The sequence below is a fragment of the Weissella muntiaci genome (genome assembly GCF_008107635.1).
Taxonomy (GTDB): Bacteria; Bacillota; Bacilli; order Lactobacillales; family Lactobacillaceae; genus Weissella; species Weissella muntiaci.
Genome location: NZ_SDGZ01000014.1, coordinates 146,306 through 161,395, shown reverse-complemented (window position 1 = coordinate 161,395; position 15,090 = coordinate 146,306). Strand labels below are relative to the sequence as shown.

Genomic DNA, 15,090 nt, shown 5'->3' with positions numbered 1-15,090 from the left:
TGGGACTTTTTTATTTAATTTCGGAAAATCTCAATTAGGATTGGAGCATGGCAATGGGGTATCTAAAATAAGAATTAAAACTTCATTTGGTGGGATCAGCCGATATCGATGATCAAAATTGTGTATTGAATTGCGACGATCGATATTAGGAGAAGAATATGATAAATGAAGTAAAGACGCCAAGTTTTGGCAAGGCATTTGTGTTAGTTGTTTTATTAGCAGTTGTTTTTAGTTTTGGAATTATAGGACTGGGGCTCGATCCGATTGTGCCTTTATTGACGAGTTTGCTTGCTGTGGCGATTTTTGCAAAATTAAATCGAACTAGTTGGGCGCAAATCCAAGAACAACTTTTATCTGGAATTTCAACGGCGTTAGCGCCATTATTTTTGTTTTTGTTAATTGGAATGTTGATCGCTTTGTGGATGGCGACCAACGTTATTCCAACAATGCTATGGATTGGCTTTAGATTGGCGAATGTAACATGGTTTTTGCCAACTGCTTTGATTATTTCAGCAATGGTTGGTTCAATGATTGGATCAGCTTTTACAACCATGGCAACTGTTGGAGTTGCTTTGATGGGTGTTGGGACAGCGCTAGGCTTTAATCCAGCAATTGTTGCCGGAGCCGTACTATCTGGTGCAATTTTTGGTGACAAAAGTTCTCCATTATCAGAATCAACTAGTCTGGCCGCGTCAATTTCAGAGACAGACCTATTTGCCCATATAAAGAACCTGATGTGGACTACCTTACCAGCGTTAGGTGGGTCATTAATTATTTTTGCAATTATTGGCTTGGGGCATGATCATGGTTCAGTTGCTAATTTGCAACATTTGAGTAACCTATTGTCACCAACTTGGTGGGCGATTTTGCCAATTACCTTGTTGATTGGGATGGTTTGGGCAAAGATTCCGGCAATTCCAACACTTTTAGTTAATGTGGCAGTATCAAGTGGACTTTTCTTGACAGAGCATAGTCTACCAGCGCTAAGTGCAACGTTAATGAATGGTTTCAAGACAGATTCACACAATGCGTTATTAGTTAGTCTGTTGAATCGTGGGGGAATGATGTCCATGATGCCAACGGTAATTATTATCATGTTGGCCCTTGCGTTGGGTGGATTACTGACAGAACAAAAAATCATGCAGGCGGTAATGAAGCCGGTAATTAATCGGATTAAGACTGGCGCAGGTGTTGTTACGGGAACTTTGTTAACTGGAATTGGTGCAAACTTCATGATTGGAGAACAATTCTTAGCAACTATATTGCCAGGTCAGTTGTGGAAAAATGCTTTTGACGAGAAGAAGTTGTCGCGTTTAGCACTTGGTCGTGCATTAGAGGATTCTGGAACAGTTATTAACTACTTAGTTCCGTGGGGTGTGGCAGGAAGCTTTGCGGCGCAGACACTAGGGGTGTCAGTACGTGAGTTCGCGCCATTTGTATTCTTTGCATTGTTGTCACCAGTATTCTCATTGCTTTCTGCATGGACTGGGATTGGCTTGAAACGAGTTAAGTAAGGTTTATAGACTGATAATGTTCATTAGTGGTCGAAAAATTTTGCGGTCGCTTTTTCCAAGTAGTAGAATGAAAGTGTAACTAAAAATAAGCAAGTTGATGGACGGAGGATATGATGGTAAAACAGATTGAACTAGGAAAGACCGGATTACAGGTACCAGATATTGCGATGGGTGTGATGCGAATTGCTGATAAGTCAGCAGCCGAGGCTGATGCAGTTGTGCAAACATCCTTGGATCATGGGATTAATTTCTTTGATACAGCTGATATCTATGCGGCTGGGAAGTCGTCCACAACATTGGGTGAGAGTTTACAACGATTAAACGTTACTCGTGAGGATATCTTCCTCCAATCAAAGGGTGGAATCATCCTTGAAAAAGGTCAGATTAGTGGTGATGGACTTAAAGGACCGCGATATGACTTTTCGAAGGAACATTTGATTGCAGCAGCAGAGATTGAATTACAACGGCTAAAGACAGATTATTTAGATGTGTTCTTATTGCATCGGCCTGATACACTTATGGATCCAGAACAAGTTGCGGATGCATTTAGGGAATTAAAGGCCGCTGGTAAGGTACGCCATTTTGGTGTTTCAAACATGAACCCTTGGCAAGTAGAATTGGTTCAATCTGCTTTGGATGAGCCATTAGTGGCAAATCAACTTCAGTTTGGTGTAATGCACACCGGGATGGTTGATAGTGAATTCCACGTTAATATGTCCGACGAGCGCTCAATTGATCATGATGGTGGAATTCTAGCTTATTCACGATTGAAGAAAATGACTGTTCAAGCTTGGTCACCTTTCCAATATGGCTTCTTTGAAGGACCATTTATTGACAATCCTAAATTTGCTGCTTTGAATGATAAGTTAGCCGAACTGGCAGGCAAGTACGGCGTAAGTAAGAATGCAATTGCAGTTGCCTTTATCACTTATCACCCAGCTAAGATGCAGGTTGTATTGGGTTCAATGACTCCAAGCCGCCTATCAGAAATGATGGTTGCGGACAAGGTAACTCTAACCAATCAAGAGTGGTATGACATTTATTTCGCAGCGGGTAATGATTTGCCATAGGCTTTGATAAATTTAGCCCAAGATAGTGCATTTTAAGGGAGTGAAATATGAAAATTGGTTTTATTGGTACGGGTGTGATGGGACGCGGGATTATTAATAATCTCTTGAAGGCCGACTATGAAGTCGTTGTATATAACCGGCATATGGCTGGTGCAGAGTCGGTTATTAAAAACGGTGCAATCTGGGCGGCCACGCCAGGTGAAGTCACTGAACAAACTGATGTCACTTTTACAATGGTTGGCTATCCTAAGGACGTTGAGGATGTTTATTATGGAACGTCTGGAATTCTTGCTCATGCAAGTGAGGGGCAAATCCTGATTGATATGACGACGTCGACACCAACCTTAGCGGAACAACTGTTTGCCGAAGGTCAACAACATGGAGTGCATGTTGTTGATGCGCCAGTATCTGGTGGCGATATTGGTGCAACTAATGGGACCTTATCGGTGATGGTCGGAGCTGAGATGAATATTTATACCAAGATATTTCCGATCTTGAATGTACTGGGCGAAAAGATTAATTTGTTTGGTGGCGCCGGTAAAGGACAGCATGCTAAGATGGCCAATCAGATTATGATTGCTAGCACGATGTTGGGGATGGCTGAGAGTCTGACTTATGCTAAGACAGCAGGGTTGGATTTGCGTGATGTTATTGAGACTTTGAGTGGTGGCGGTGCGCAAAACTGGAGTTTGGCTAATCTGGCTCCGCGTATTTTGAATCGTGACTTTGAGCCAGGCTTTTATGCTAAGCATCTTTTGAAAGACCTGCGGATTGCATTGGATGAGGCGAAGAAGATGGAGTTGGAGTTACCAGCAACTGAACTGGCTGAACAAATGTATGCAAAGTTATCGGAAGAGATGGAACTTGGTAACGAAGGTACGCAGGCGATTGTTAAGCTGTGGGCACAATTCAATTAATTGTTGATAAGAATTTTGGTTGCCTGTACTAATATAGAAGACCGGCAATTCAAAAAAAGATAAAAACTCGTTATGAGAATGAATGGTGTGAAAATACCATTTGTTCTCTTTTTTTGCCTAGATTAAAGTAATCTAGTTTATGATTTCAAATAAATAGATGTAAATATCTTTGTTTACGTCGGACGTACAGTATAATTTATATTAAAGAATGATTGCAGGAGGCAAGACGATGATTTTTTTTATAAATGCAACGATGCCAAAACAAAAATCGGGAATTGAACATGCACAGTTGAAGCGGATGGCACTTTTTAATCTGTACAAAACAGATGTAAGGTTGATTTTGCGCGACTGGGATCCAGTTGCACATATAAATACTAACTTAGCTGGAGTTTCCGACAAGCAATTAATTAATATGTTTGACTACTTTCAGGGTGCAACTGAAGTGGAGGCGAAACATTTACAAGCCACCGATTTACAGTTTGGACAGCCCAATTTACAATTTCAAGAGGATGCTGAGCATAATCGGTATCTTGTAACAAATCAACTGGGCAGATTGATAGCACGGGTTAATTATGATTCGACAGATGCTCAGAGAGTTCGTTCAACTGAATTATTCGATGTGTTTAATAATTTGTATCGAGTAAATCACTATGATTCACGTGGTTTCCTATCATTGGCGCAATGGTATACACCAGACAACAAGGTTGGTACGGAAACATGGTTAACGCCGGATGGAAGAACAGTATTAGAGACTTTCAACAAACAGAATGCACGTGGCGAGTTGAAGAAGTCTGGCTGGCGTTTGACTGATCAACAAGGCAAGATTCATGTTTTTGATACGATTGACGAACTAACATTACATTTCTATGATTGTTTGAATGATGATTTTTGGTCCGCTCAATCGCCAAATATCTTTGTTTTGGATCGTGCGCATCTTGGCGATTGGGCGCTTCTTCATTTGAAAAGGCCGGCCTACACAGTCTTGCACTTACATAATTCTCAAGTTAGTGATGCTCAAGATCCGGTTAATTCAATGGTGAATAACCATTATGAATTTGGTCTTGCAAATAAAGATCAATACAATGCGATTATTTCGGCAACTCACCGCCAACAAGCAGATGTTAAACAGCGTTTTGCTCCCAAGGCAGAGTTGTTCACAATTCCAGTCGGGATTGTCGATCCGGCTTTATTGGCGGTGACGCCAATACCAGTGGCACAGCGAACTTTTGGTAAGATGGTTGTTTTCGCAAGAATTGCTTGGGAAAAGAATCTGGTTGATTTGGTGAAAGCGGTCGCGCTGGCACATAAAGAAATTCCAGCGGTGACTTTGGATATATATGGTTATGCTGATCCTAGTAATGATTATCAGGCACGACGGGCGGTTGAGGCAGTGATTGCTGAAGAACATTTAGAGAATGTGGTGACTTTAAAAGGTTATACAACTGATGTTGGCGCTGTTGAAAATGACGCGATGATGTATGGATTAACCTCAAAGATGGAGGGATTTAATCTAGCAATCTTAGAGGCAATCTCACATGGACTGATTTCATTTACCTATGATGTAAATTATGGTCCAAACGAGATTGTTCAGAATGGCGTGAATGGGGCAATTGTGCCATATGGTGACTATCAAGCACTAGCAAGTAAGATGATTGATGTTTTAAAGAATCCACAACTCGCTCAAGCTTATTCGGATGGTGCATATGCCTCTGCAGAGCGCTATTCGAGTGAAACTGTTTGGCAAGCTTGGCAGAAGCTTTTGGCGTCAGCTCAAGCAGAATGGTCGCAACGGGTAATTACGACGATACCAGCAGAATCTTAATCAAAAGGAGCGAAATAATGTATTTTTTTGTTAGTGAAAATATCTTTACCTTTAATTCAGGGACAGAGCATGCGCAAGCTAAGCGGACAAAATTATTTAATCGCTTCGATTATGGGGCAATTTATGTAACGCGAAATTACAATCGTTTTTTAGAACGTGATCGTCAAGCGATTGGGTTGGCTGCAAAAGACGTTTTAAACATGTACGATTTTTATCAAGAAATCACGGAAGAACCGCATCATGATCAAACAGTGCGGACATTGGAATCGCTACCCTTTGATGAATATCATTTAATCAGCAAAGGGGCCGATTATTCGACGATTAATCATGCTGGTCGCGAAATTGGGCGTATTGATATTATGCCTGGAACGGTGGGCTTGGTAAATGCGATTTCTTGGTATGATCTTTTTGGTAATACGACCGTACGAGAAAATTATGATTGGCGTGGTTTTAAATCTTCGATTGATTATTTTAATCCAGATGGCAGTTTAGCTGGTCAAAAATTTTTGAATCGGCAAGGAATTCCAGTGCTTGAAGTCACTCATATGGCTGTACAGGGGAAGATGTATCCGACAGTGTTCACTTTGTTGAACCATCAAGGGGCAGATTATCAATTTAGTAGTGAGGATGAGCTATTTCGTTTCTTCTTGAATGAATTGATGTTGATCAGTCCTAAGTCAACTTTGATATCTGATCGGCGTAGTTTGGACGGTGTAGTTGCGGATATTCAAAATGCTGACTCAAAGTGGGCCTATTTGCATGATGTACACACTGTTCAAGCAAACAAGGCTCTCAAAGGGAAGCTATTTGATGTATATAAAACGGCGTTAGTTGATCGTGTTGATGATTTTGACGGTATTATGGTACCTTCGCATGGACAACAAAAGGATTTATTGACACGTTTTCCAAAGTTGAATGTTCAGGTTGCCCCGGACGGATTTATTGAAAGTGATGTCCTTGAAAGCACACCAAAAACTGTGGGAGAAAGAATTCCTGGTCGAGTGGTGTTTGTTGGACGAATTTCACCTGAAAAACGTCCTGAACAGGCTATTCGTGTTTTCAGTAAAGTTGTCGCGGCCATGCCAGAGGCAACTTTGGAGTTTCATGGTTATCCGGCCAATGGAACAATTATTGCGGACTTGAAGGAACAGGCCGCTCGCGAGGGCATCCAGGACAATATTATTTTTGGTGATTATGTTACTGGAAATGATTTGAGTCAGATTTATCAACAAGCGCGGGTCTTGATTAATACATCGCGTGGTGAAGGTTATGGCTTATCGCTGATAGAAGCGCAAGGTTATGGTTTGCCAGCAGTTGTATATGATATTAACTATGGACCAGCGGAGATTATCGAAGATGGTCAGAACGGTTTCGTGCTCAAGGCGGATGCAACGAAAGAAATGGCAGATAAAATCTTGTTGTTACTCTCGGATGAGAATTTGTGGATTGATATGAGTCAAAGAGCATATCAGGCTGCAAAAGTTTATTCGGCAGAGAACATGATTAAAGTATGGGAAGATGTCTTACCATAGCATTAAGAAAAAAGTCCCGTTGAGCATTGACTCAACGGGACTTTTTTGTGATTGATTAAGGTGGTAACGGGAATCGAACCCGCGATCACGGTTTTGCAGACCGTTGCCTTACCACTTGGCTACACCACCATATATAAATACAGAACAATCAATATTATAGTGGAAAAACCGGGTTATAGCAAACACTGCAAATTAGTTGATTAAAAGGGTTGCAAAAATAGCTGAGCTCCTGTATTATAAATCTTGTTGTTGCGGTATTAAAGCAAACAATTATGGACGTTTAGCTCAGCTGGGAGAGCACCTGCCTTACAAGCAGGGGGTCACAGGTTCGATCCCTGTAACGTCCATTGGTCGCATGGTCTAGTTGGTTAGGACGCCTGCCTGTCACGCAGGAGATCACGGGTTCGAACCCCGTTGTGACCGTTTATGGCTCGGTAGCTCAGTCGGTAGAGCAATGCATTGAAGCTGCATGTGTCGGCGGTTCGATTCCGTCCCGCGCCATTGGATGATAATAGAATATCCATTCCATAGGGGTATAGTTTAACGGTAGAACGACGGTCTCCAAAACCGTTGGTGGGGGTTCGATTCCCTCTACCCCTGCTTTTTTTGATAATGGCGGTAGTGGTGAAGTGGTTAACACATCGGTTTGTGGTACCGACATGCGTGGGTTCGATTCCCATCTACCGCCCTTGAAGCTTTGCTTCGTGATTAAAATAGATATTGCCGTTGTGGCGGAATAGGCAGACGCGCTGGACTCAAAATCCAGTTCCCGCAAGGGAGTGTGGGTTCGACCCCCACCGACGGCATTGCTTCGGCAATCCTGAGACGCGAGTCTTTATCTAGATTAATCAATTGCCGTTGTGGCGGAATAGGCAGACGCGCTGGACTCAAAATCCAGTTCCCGCAAGGGAGTGTGGGTTCGACCCCCACCGACGGCATATCTGAGAACACCTGATTTATATCAGGTGTTTTTTTGTACTGACATAATTGCCGTTACGGCATTATTAATAGAATATGTAAATAATCTTCACAAACTCAGTCTCCTTTTCAGCATAAAATGCTAAAATAAGGATAATAAGACAGAGTGAGGTTAGCAATACATGCCCAGTGAGAGTAATTTGAATATTAATGATATTGCTGAACGTGCCGGTGTTAGTATTGCAACGGTATCGAGGTACATGAACGGTCATTTAGAGAAAATGTCGCAAAAAACAGCCGAGAATATCCAAAAAATCATCAATGAAACCGGCTATGTACCAAATGCGTCGGCGGTACAATTGATGACCCGACAAAGTCACCTAGTTGCAGTGATGGCGGCTAATGTAGATGATTATTTTTCGACGGAATTTTTTAAGGGAGCTTCTTCAATCCTTGAAGCAAATCAATTTACTGGAGTGCTTTTTGATACCGATTCAGACGAGGCACGCGAACTATCTTTATTAGCGCGGATTGGCCATCAGAATTTTGATGGTCTGATTATTCAGCCGTTGACCAATGATGCCGATAAATTACGAGGCGCATTAAAAGCAAATTTGCCGATTGTTGTAATTGATCGCGAGTTTGAAACGGATGTTTTTGATAGTGTGGTAACCGATAATCAACAGGCGATCGAACGCGTTGGTAAGGCATATCGTGAGGCTGGCTTTAAGCAAGCGGTGGTGATAACTGAGCCGATTAGTGGGATTTCAACCCGTGAGGAACGTTGGCAGGGTGTGCAGAATATCTTCCCGGATGCAGAAATGATCAATGTAACCGCGCATACAATGAATAGCGAAAAGGTCTATGAGACGTTACGTGAGAAATTAGCAAACGGGCAAAAGACTTTAGTCGTGGTGTTTAAGGAACGGATATTGTTATCGTTATTGCCAACATTAATTCGTCATGGTGAGTTAATCGAGCAGATTGCATTAACCGGTTTTGCAGATACTGCCTTAGCAAAGGTAATTGATCCAAAGATGAAGTTGATTCAACAGGATCCATTTTTGATGGGAGCGACTGCAGCAGAGTTGCTATTAAAACAGATATTGAAGCAGGGGCAAGATGGAGCACCTGAGAAAATAGTTATCGCAGCAAAGTATAGATAAGATTAGGGGGCGGGTTTAATAACCAGTCTCCTTTTTCGTAATAATAGAATATTCAGGATGTTTTATCTGATTTGGAAAGTGAGCTAAGGCATACAGGGATGTCCTAATTAGCAATGTAAGTGTTTACAAACAAAAAAGGGCGTGTTAAAGTAATCTACGGATCGTGTTAAGCGCTTACCCAAGAAAAATGATATACTAAATAAGTATTCAGATGTGCAGGCATCTTTTATTTTTCGTCTTTGGTTAAGCGCTTACCCAAAAAACATTAATCATTTAGGGGTAGGAAAATGCAAAAGTTATTTATCAATACTTGGGTGTTTGAAGCTGAAATAAAATCTGGTGTTACGCAAGCCGAACTTGTGAAGCGTGTTGCTGAACTAGGGGCAGACGGAATTGAAGTTCGTCGTGAGTATTTCAAGGATTTGACCAATGAGCTTCCGGCAGTTCACGAAGCAGCCCAGAAAGACCATTTGGCAGTTGCTTTAAGTGTTCCAGATGAACTCTTTGTTGCTGGTAAGTTAAATACTCAATTAGCGAATTACCTAGTAGAGGGTCGCCAGTTAGGTGCTAGCAAGTTAAAGTTCAATCTTGGCGATTTTGCAAATTATCAAGGTGATTTGGCAAACGATTTTAGCTTCTGGCCAAGCAATATTGCCTTGAACATTGAGAATGATCAAACCGAGGTTAGTGGTCATCTGGAGCCAATCGCAAACTTTCTTAAAATTGCAAAGGAAGCTGGCGTCAAAATCGGTTATGTCTACGATTTAGGCAACTGGGCTTATACCAAGGGTGACGCTGAATTAGCGGCGACTGAATTGGCACCTTACGCAGACTACTTGCATTTTAAAAATGTAGCGAAGGCTGCAGACGGTAGTCTAACAGTGACGACTGACTTGTCAACTGGAGTCTTTGATTGGCGAAAGTTGTACGCGTTGCTTCCAGCGACAGCTGATGTCGCCTTGGAATTCCCAATGCCAGACGATGCGACCGTTAAGACGCAGGTTGATCAGATGCACGTTGCAATGAAAGAACGTCAGTAGAGGCTGAGAAAATGAATACGATAATTGCGATTTTACTATTATTAACTTTTGTAGGTTTCATTTATTATATCTTCAAGGGTGGCAACTTAATGGTGGGCTTCTTCATCATGGCTGTCCTTTGGTCGATTATTGGTTTGGTGCCATTCAACGATTTCATCCAAAAGGTAATCGCTGCACCAGCATTGAATTATGCGCCAACGATTATGTATATTGCTTTTGGTTCATGGTTTGGACGCGTCTTAGTTGACTCTGGGATCGCTCCAGCTATTTCACAAAAAACAGCCAAGGCTGGTAAAAAGAATGCCATGCTGGCAGCAATCCTAGTTGTATTGGTAACAGCATTAATCTTTGTTTCTGCTTATGGTGTCGGCTCAGTAATTGCAATCGGAGTAATCTTGTTGCCAATTCTATTATCAATTGGATTGCCACGGAAAGTTGCGTTAACAACTTTCATTCTTTCAATCGGTGCTCCGATGTATCTGAATGTGGTCTTATTCAACCAAATTAAGGCGTTCTTCCCATCAGCAGTTTATGGTGGCAAGTACATCACCTTTGGACTTGCAGCAATGACCGTTCAATTGTTGGCAGTGGTCGTCTATCTATTCTTGCATCGAAAGGAATTCGATGCTTCAAAGGCTGCTGAGAATTTGCAGATTGTTGGTGCAACTGAAAAAAACGAAGAGGTCGGTAAGATTAATGTTTTAGCTTATTTCGTACCGATTGTGCCTGTATTTATGAACATGGTCTTTCATTGGGATGCAATTCCCGCGTTGATCTTGGCAACGTTACTAGGAATGTTGTTGACCGGTCGAATGAAGCGCGGAAATGGCTTCATAAAGTTCTTGAATGACACAATTCAAAAGTCCATTTCTGATATTGCTGGATTGATCATGTTCTTGATGGCATTGACGATGTTTGCAGGCGCTGCCCAAATCAACGCCGCTCGCTTCCAAAGCTTGCTGACAAGTGTGATTCCACATAATATCTGGGTTTTGGCATTGGTTTTGGGAATCGCGGCGCCTTTGGCACTGTTCCGTGGACCTTTGCACGTTTGGGGTGCCGGTGCTGCAACAGCAGCCGTTCTAGCAGGTGCCCATGTTTTTCCAGACGCAATCTTACTACCTTTGATGTACGTACCAAGTTTGATGGCCGTCTCAACTGATTTAACACAATCATGGAATGTTTGGGCATTGAACTACATGAAGGTTGACGGTAAAACTTTGCTGAAGCAAGGTGTGCCGGTAATGTGGATTGTATCAATTATTAACGTAATTCTAGCTGTATTAATTATAATGTAAGAACAATGAGGGAAGACAACATGAGTGAATTTTTGACGATTGGTGAACCAGTTGTAACTTTTATGTCAACAGACGCAGATGCTAGTCTAGTTGATACAATCAACTATTTCAAGCTATTGGGAGGAGCCGAGCTAAATGTAGCAATCGGTGTGCAACGCTTGGGCCATGCAACGCAATATGCGAGTCGTTTGGGCGTTGATCCATTGGGTGGCTATGCAAAAAAGGTTATTGCAGAGCACGGTGTCGGCACAAATTACGTTTCAGAGGATGAAACGTTCTGGACCGGATTCCAATTGAAGCAGCAGGTTACCAATGGTGACCCGGCTACCTTCAATTATCGTCGTGGTTCAGCTGCCTCGCACTTGTCATCGAATGTGATTGATCAGATTGATCTCACAGATGTAAAGATTGCCCATATGTCTGGTATTTTCCCAGCTCTATCAGAAACGACCAACGAGGCCTTTCAACATTTGCTTGACCGGCTGGTGGCCGCTGAAAAGTTAATTACCTTTGATCCAAATTTGCGTCCAGCCCTTTGGGGGGACGATGCAAAGATGATTAAAAATATTAATCATTTTGCACAGTATGCAGATATTGTTCTACCAGGGATTGGTGAAGGCAAAATCTTAATGGGGAGTGAAGATCCTAAAGAAATTGCTGATTTCTATCTTCAAGGTGACCGAACACAAGTTGTAATTGTTAAACTTGGCCCTGATGGCGCTTATGTACAAACCAAGTTGGGTGAGAGTTACACGGTTCGCGGATTCAAGGTTGATCATGTTGTGGATACAGTTGGGGCCGGCGATGGTTTTGCTTTGGGTGTAATCACTGCATTGCTTGAAAATAAGTCTATGCAGGCAGCGGTCCTACGCGGAAACGCTGTGGGAGCAATGCAAGTCCAGACACCGGGGGATAATGATGGTTACCCAACACCAGCTGAATTGAATGCATTTTATGAAAAAGAAGGAGTTAGTGAAGCAGAATGAAATTACAAGTAGCAATTGATCGAGTAAGTTTAGCAGCCGCAATTGATTTGGCAACCTCTTTAGACGGAATTGCCGATGTGATTGAATTGGGGACATCTTTGGTTAAAGACTACGGTTTGATTGCCTTGCAGGACATCAAGGCAACCTTGCAAAAGTCTGCTCTGTTGATGGATGTGAAGACAATCGACGAGGGTGTTTATGAATTTGAAAAGGGTTATGAGGCCAACGCTGATATTTTGACCGTAATGGGTGCATCCGATTTGGCAACCTTAAAAGCTGTTTATGAAGTTGCTCAAAAAGCACATAAGCAGGTGCTAATCGACTTGTTGAATATGGATGAGGCAGACATTGAGCCACTATTAATCTTTGAAGATGCCATTTTTGGATTACATCACTCACACGACAGTGCAAATGCTTTTGATGCTGCTGGTTCAGTTAAACACTTCCATGAAGTCTTTCCAAGTATCCAACACATTGCAGTTGCTGGTGGGATTGATCTTGAACAGGTGCAAAAATTATCTGCTGATGGGATCGCGGAAGTTGCAATTGTTGGTGGAAAGATTGCTGGTGCTGATGATCCAGTAGCAGCAGGTAAGCAATTTAAGGGGGCATTATAAACATGGCGTTGATTGATGAAGTTTTAACAGAAATTAGTACGGTGATGCACCAGGTTGATGAAAAGCAACTAGCACAGGCTGAGGCAGTGATTACAAAAGACCGTCGGATCTTTGTGCTGGGTGCTGGACGTTCAGGATTGATGGTTAAAGGTTTTGCAATGCGCCTCATGCACATTGGCTACACGGTCTTTGTCATTGGTGAGACGATTACGCCATCAATTATGCCAGGCGATGTTTTGGTAGCAGTATCTGGCTCAGGCACGACTGGCTCAGTAGTCGAACCAGCACAGCGCGCCGCAGAAAATGGGGTTGATGTAATTGGTGTTACAAGTAATGCCAATTCACCATTAGCCCAACTTGGAGTGGCGACAATTATTGTTCCAGGAGCTACCAAAGCCGGTGATGGTGTAGCTTCAATTCAATTATTGAGTACGCTCTTTGATCAAAGTGTGCATGTGACCTTGGATGTATTAACACTAATGATTAGCCGACGCGATCATGTTTCGAATGATACTGCCAAAGCAACTCATTCAAATATGGAGTAATAACTTATAAATAGCGTAAGGTGGTAAACAGCCACTTTACGCTTTTTTAGTATGAAATTTGCGGGATTGGCTATATAATAAGACCAAATAAATTGAGGACTGAAGTAATCATATGGAAAAGCGAGTAGCGTTAGTGACGGGAGCATCATCAGGGATTGGTAAGGCAACGGCGATAGCGTTGAATCAGGCAGGATACGTTGTTAATGGCGTTGCCAGAAGAGTTGCTTTAATGGACGATTTGGAAGAACTTGGGATCAAAACATTGGCGATGGACGTTACCGATGAGAAGGTAATGAAAACTCAGGTTGAAAAGATCTTGGCAACTGAAGGTCGTATTGATGTTTTAGTTAATAATGCGGGCTACGGATCATATGGAGCGGTCGAAGATGTAAGCATTGCGGAAGCTCGTCGCCAGTTTGAAGTAAATATCTTTGGTTTGGCACGTTTGACGCAGTTAGTTTTGCCGTCGATGCGTGAACATCAGTTTGGAAAAATCGTTAATATATCATCGATGGGTGGTCGGATGTGGACTCCGTATGGTGCATGGTATCACGCCAGTAAATTTGCGCTGGAAGGCTTTTCGAATTCGATGCGGATTGAGGTCGCACCTTTTGGAATTGATGTAATTTTAATTGAACCAGGAGCAATTAAGACACAATGGGGTTTGATCGCGGCAGATAACTTTGAAGAAGCATCAAGCCATGGGGCCTATGCAACAGCCGCTAAAACAAAGGCGGCCAATTTACGGAACTTATATCAGAATGGCAAATTAACGGCGCCGGAGGTAATTGCTAATAAAATTGTTAAGGCGGTTACGGTTCGCCGGCCAAGGACGCATTATTTGGTTGGCTATGGTGCAAAGCCCGCAGTGGCATTTAAGAATATTTTTGGCGATCGACTATTTGATTGGCTAATTCAGAAAATTATGTAAGTGAGCAAAAATTTGAAGAAGTTAAAGAAGTTAAAGAAGTTAATATTGTTATTAATGGTAATTACTAGTTTTGTTCAACCACTGACGATTTATGCTGCAAGTAAAACGCCGGCACAGAAATTAGATGAACAGTTGGAACAGGCGAAGAAGGTTGAACTGGTACAAAAGTTCTTCCGCCTCTCAACATCTTATGACATTAAGATTGATGGGAAAGTGGTTGGTACGTTGACTGGCGATTTCTGGCATCCCTTTGGCGATTCGCTAAAGATTGAAAGCTCTGATGGCACAGTCATCTATTCGGAGCAACAATCACGTCGAATGCTGTCATTATCGATTGCACGCGGGGGTGTTTTCTATAATCAGGCCGGTGAATTTGATGGGGCATTACGTGAGAATGTTTGGGCGTTATTCTGGCATCAGTATCAGTTTTTGGACAAGTCGGGGACGGTGATTGCCGCATCAAGGCGGAATCCTTGGCAGTTATTCTCAACCGGTTATCAGGTGAAAGATACCCAAGGAGTCAAGCTGTATCGAGCAACTACAGAGCGCTGGCATTTGACTAAACAAATCAAGATTGAACGATTAGGCGATGATGACAAAGTTTCAATGAAGCAAATGTTGATTGTAACCGCAATTGAAGAAGCGATTGCAGAGAGCAAAGCTAAAGATAAATAACACGGAAGCTACTGGATTTTAATATTCCGTAGCTTTTTATTTAGTTTGGTGTTGACAAA

Annotated in this window: 13 protein-coding genes and 8 tRNA genes; 20 read left to right on the top strand and 1 reads right to left on the bottom strand. The window is 42.2% G+C overall.

All coding sequences use genetic code 11. The features are described from left to right. Positions 1-158: 158 nt before the first annotated feature. The 5 genes from ESZ50_RS06005 to ESZ50_RS05985 all read left to right on the top strand — a co-directional run bounded on the left by ESZ50_RS06005 (position 159) and on the right by ESZ50_RS05985 (position 6,855). A complete protein-coding gene (locus ESZ50_RS06005; protein ID WP_148622675.1) occupies positions 159-1,514 on the top strand; it encodes a Na+/H+ antiporter NhaC family protein in 1,356 nt (451 codons plus the stop codon). Between the two features lie 110 nt (positions 1,515-1,624). Then, positions 1,625-2,584 (top strand): aldo/keto reductase, encoded by a 960-nt coding sequence (locus ESZ50_RS06000; protein WP_222860795.1) that lies wholly within the window; start codon positions 1,625-1,627, stop codon positions 2,582-2,584. Between the two features lie 47 nt (positions 2,585-2,631). Continuing rightward, entirely contained in the window at positions 2,632-3,501 is an 870-nt protein-coding gene (locus ESZ50_RS05995) for an NAD(P)-dependent oxidoreductase (RefSeq protein WP_148622674.1), read from the top strand. Between the two features lie 229 nt (positions 3,502-3,730). After that, positions 3,731-5,323 carry a glycosyltransferase family 4 protein gene (locus ESZ50_RS05990; RefSeq protein WP_148622673.1) on the top strand — a complete coding sequence of 531 codons (1,593 nt, stop codon included), beginning with the start codon at positions 3,731-3,733 and terminating at the stop codon, positions 5,321-5,323. A 17-nt stretch (positions 5,324-5,340) separates the two neighbouring features. After that, positions 5,341-6,855 (top strand): glycosyltransferase, encoded by a 1,515-nt coding sequence (locus ESZ50_RS05985; protein WP_148622672.1) that lies wholly within the window; start codon positions 5,341-5,343, stop codon positions 6,853-6,855. 58 nt (positions 6,856-6,913) lie between these two features. Here the strand turns inward: ESZ50_RS05985 and ESZ50_RS05980 are convergent. Next, positions 6,914-6,984, bottom strand: a tRNA-Cys gene (locus tag ESZ50_RS05980). A 145-nt stretch (positions 6,985-7,129) separates the two neighbouring features. Here ESZ50_RS05980 and ESZ50_RS05975 point away from each other — a divergent pair. The 15 genes from ESZ50_RS05975 to ESZ50_RS05905 all read left to right on the top strand — a co-directional run bounded on the left by ESZ50_RS05975 (position 7,130) and on the right by ESZ50_RS05905 (position 15,031). Further along, a tRNA-Val gene (locus tag ESZ50_RS05975) sits at positions 7,130-7,202 on the top strand. Positions 7,203-7,204: 2 nt separating this feature from the next. Next, a tRNA-Asp gene (locus tag ESZ50_RS05970) sits at positions 7,205-7,278 on the top strand. 5 nt (positions 7,279-7,283) lie between these two features. Further along, a tRNA-Phe gene (locus tag ESZ50_RS05965) sits at positions 7,284-7,356 on the top strand. 28 nt (positions 7,357-7,384) lie between these two features. Then, a tRNA-Trp gene (locus tag ESZ50_RS05960) sits at positions 7,385-7,455 on the top strand. Between the two features lie 15 nt (positions 7,456-7,470). Further along, positions 7,471-7,543, top strand: a tRNA-His gene (locus tag ESZ50_RS05955). 34 nt (positions 7,544-7,577) lie between these two features. Next, positions 7,578-7,661: transfer RNA gene (locus ESZ50_RS05950), tRNA-Leu, on the top strand. 48 nt (positions 7,662-7,709) lie between these two features. Beyond that, positions 7,710-7,793: transfer RNA gene (locus ESZ50_RS05945), tRNA-Leu, on the top strand. A gap of 162 nt (positions 7,794-7,955) precedes the next feature. After that, positions 7,956-8,939, top strand: coding sequence for a LacI family DNA-binding transcriptional regulator (locus ESZ50_RS05940; RefSeq protein WP_148622671.1), 984 nt, complete (start codon positions 7,956-7,958; stop codon positions 8,937-8,939). Between the two features lie 287 nt (positions 8,940-9,226). Further along, positions 9,227-9,979 (top strand): sugar phosphate isomerase/epimerase family protein, encoded by a 753-nt coding sequence (locus ESZ50_RS05935; RefSeq protein WP_148622670.1) that lies wholly within the window; start codon positions 9,227-9,229, stop codon positions 9,977-9,979. Positions 9,980-9,990: 11 nt separating this feature from the next. Further along, positions 9,991-11,277, top strand: a complete 1,287-nt coding sequence (locus tag ESZ50_RS05930; protein WP_148622669.1) for a gluconate:proton symporter — start codon at positions 9,991-9,993, stop codon at positions 11,275-11,277. 20 nt (positions 11,278-11,297) lie between these two features. Beyond that, positions 11,298-12,263 (top strand): sugar kinase, encoded by a 966-nt coding sequence (locus ESZ50_RS05925; RefSeq protein WP_148622668.1) that lies wholly within the window; start codon positions 11,298-11,300, stop codon positions 12,261-12,263. Continuing rightward, positions 12,260-12,880 (top strand): orotidine 5'-phosphate decarboxylase / HUMPS family protein, encoded by a 621-nt coding sequence (locus ESZ50_RS05920; protein WP_148622667.1) that lies wholly within the window; start codon positions 12,260-12,262, stop codon positions 12,878-12,880. The genes ESZ50_RS05925 and ESZ50_RS05920 overlap by 4 nt, the downstream gene beginning before the upstream one ends. 2 nt (positions 12,881-12,882) lie before the next feature. Next, positions 12,883-13,425 carry a 6-phospho-3-hexuloisomerase gene (hxlB, locus tag ESZ50_RS05915; protein ID WP_148622666.1) on the top strand — a complete coding sequence of 181 codons (543 nt, stop codon included), beginning with the start codon at positions 12,883-12,885 and terminating at the stop codon, positions 13,423-13,425. A gap of 112 nt (positions 13,426-13,537) precedes the next feature. Beyond that, positions 13,538-14,356, top strand: a complete 819-nt coding sequence (locus tag ESZ50_RS05910; protein ID WP_148622665.1) for an oxidoreductase — start codon at positions 13,538-13,540, stop codon at positions 14,354-14,356. Between the two features lie 12 nt (positions 14,357-14,368). Next, positions 14,369-15,031, top strand: a complete 663-nt coding sequence (locus ESZ50_RS05905; protein ID WP_222860794.1) for a hypothetical protein — start codon at positions 14,369-14,371, stop codon at positions 15,029-15,031. Positions 15,032-15,090: the final 59 nt, after the last annotated feature.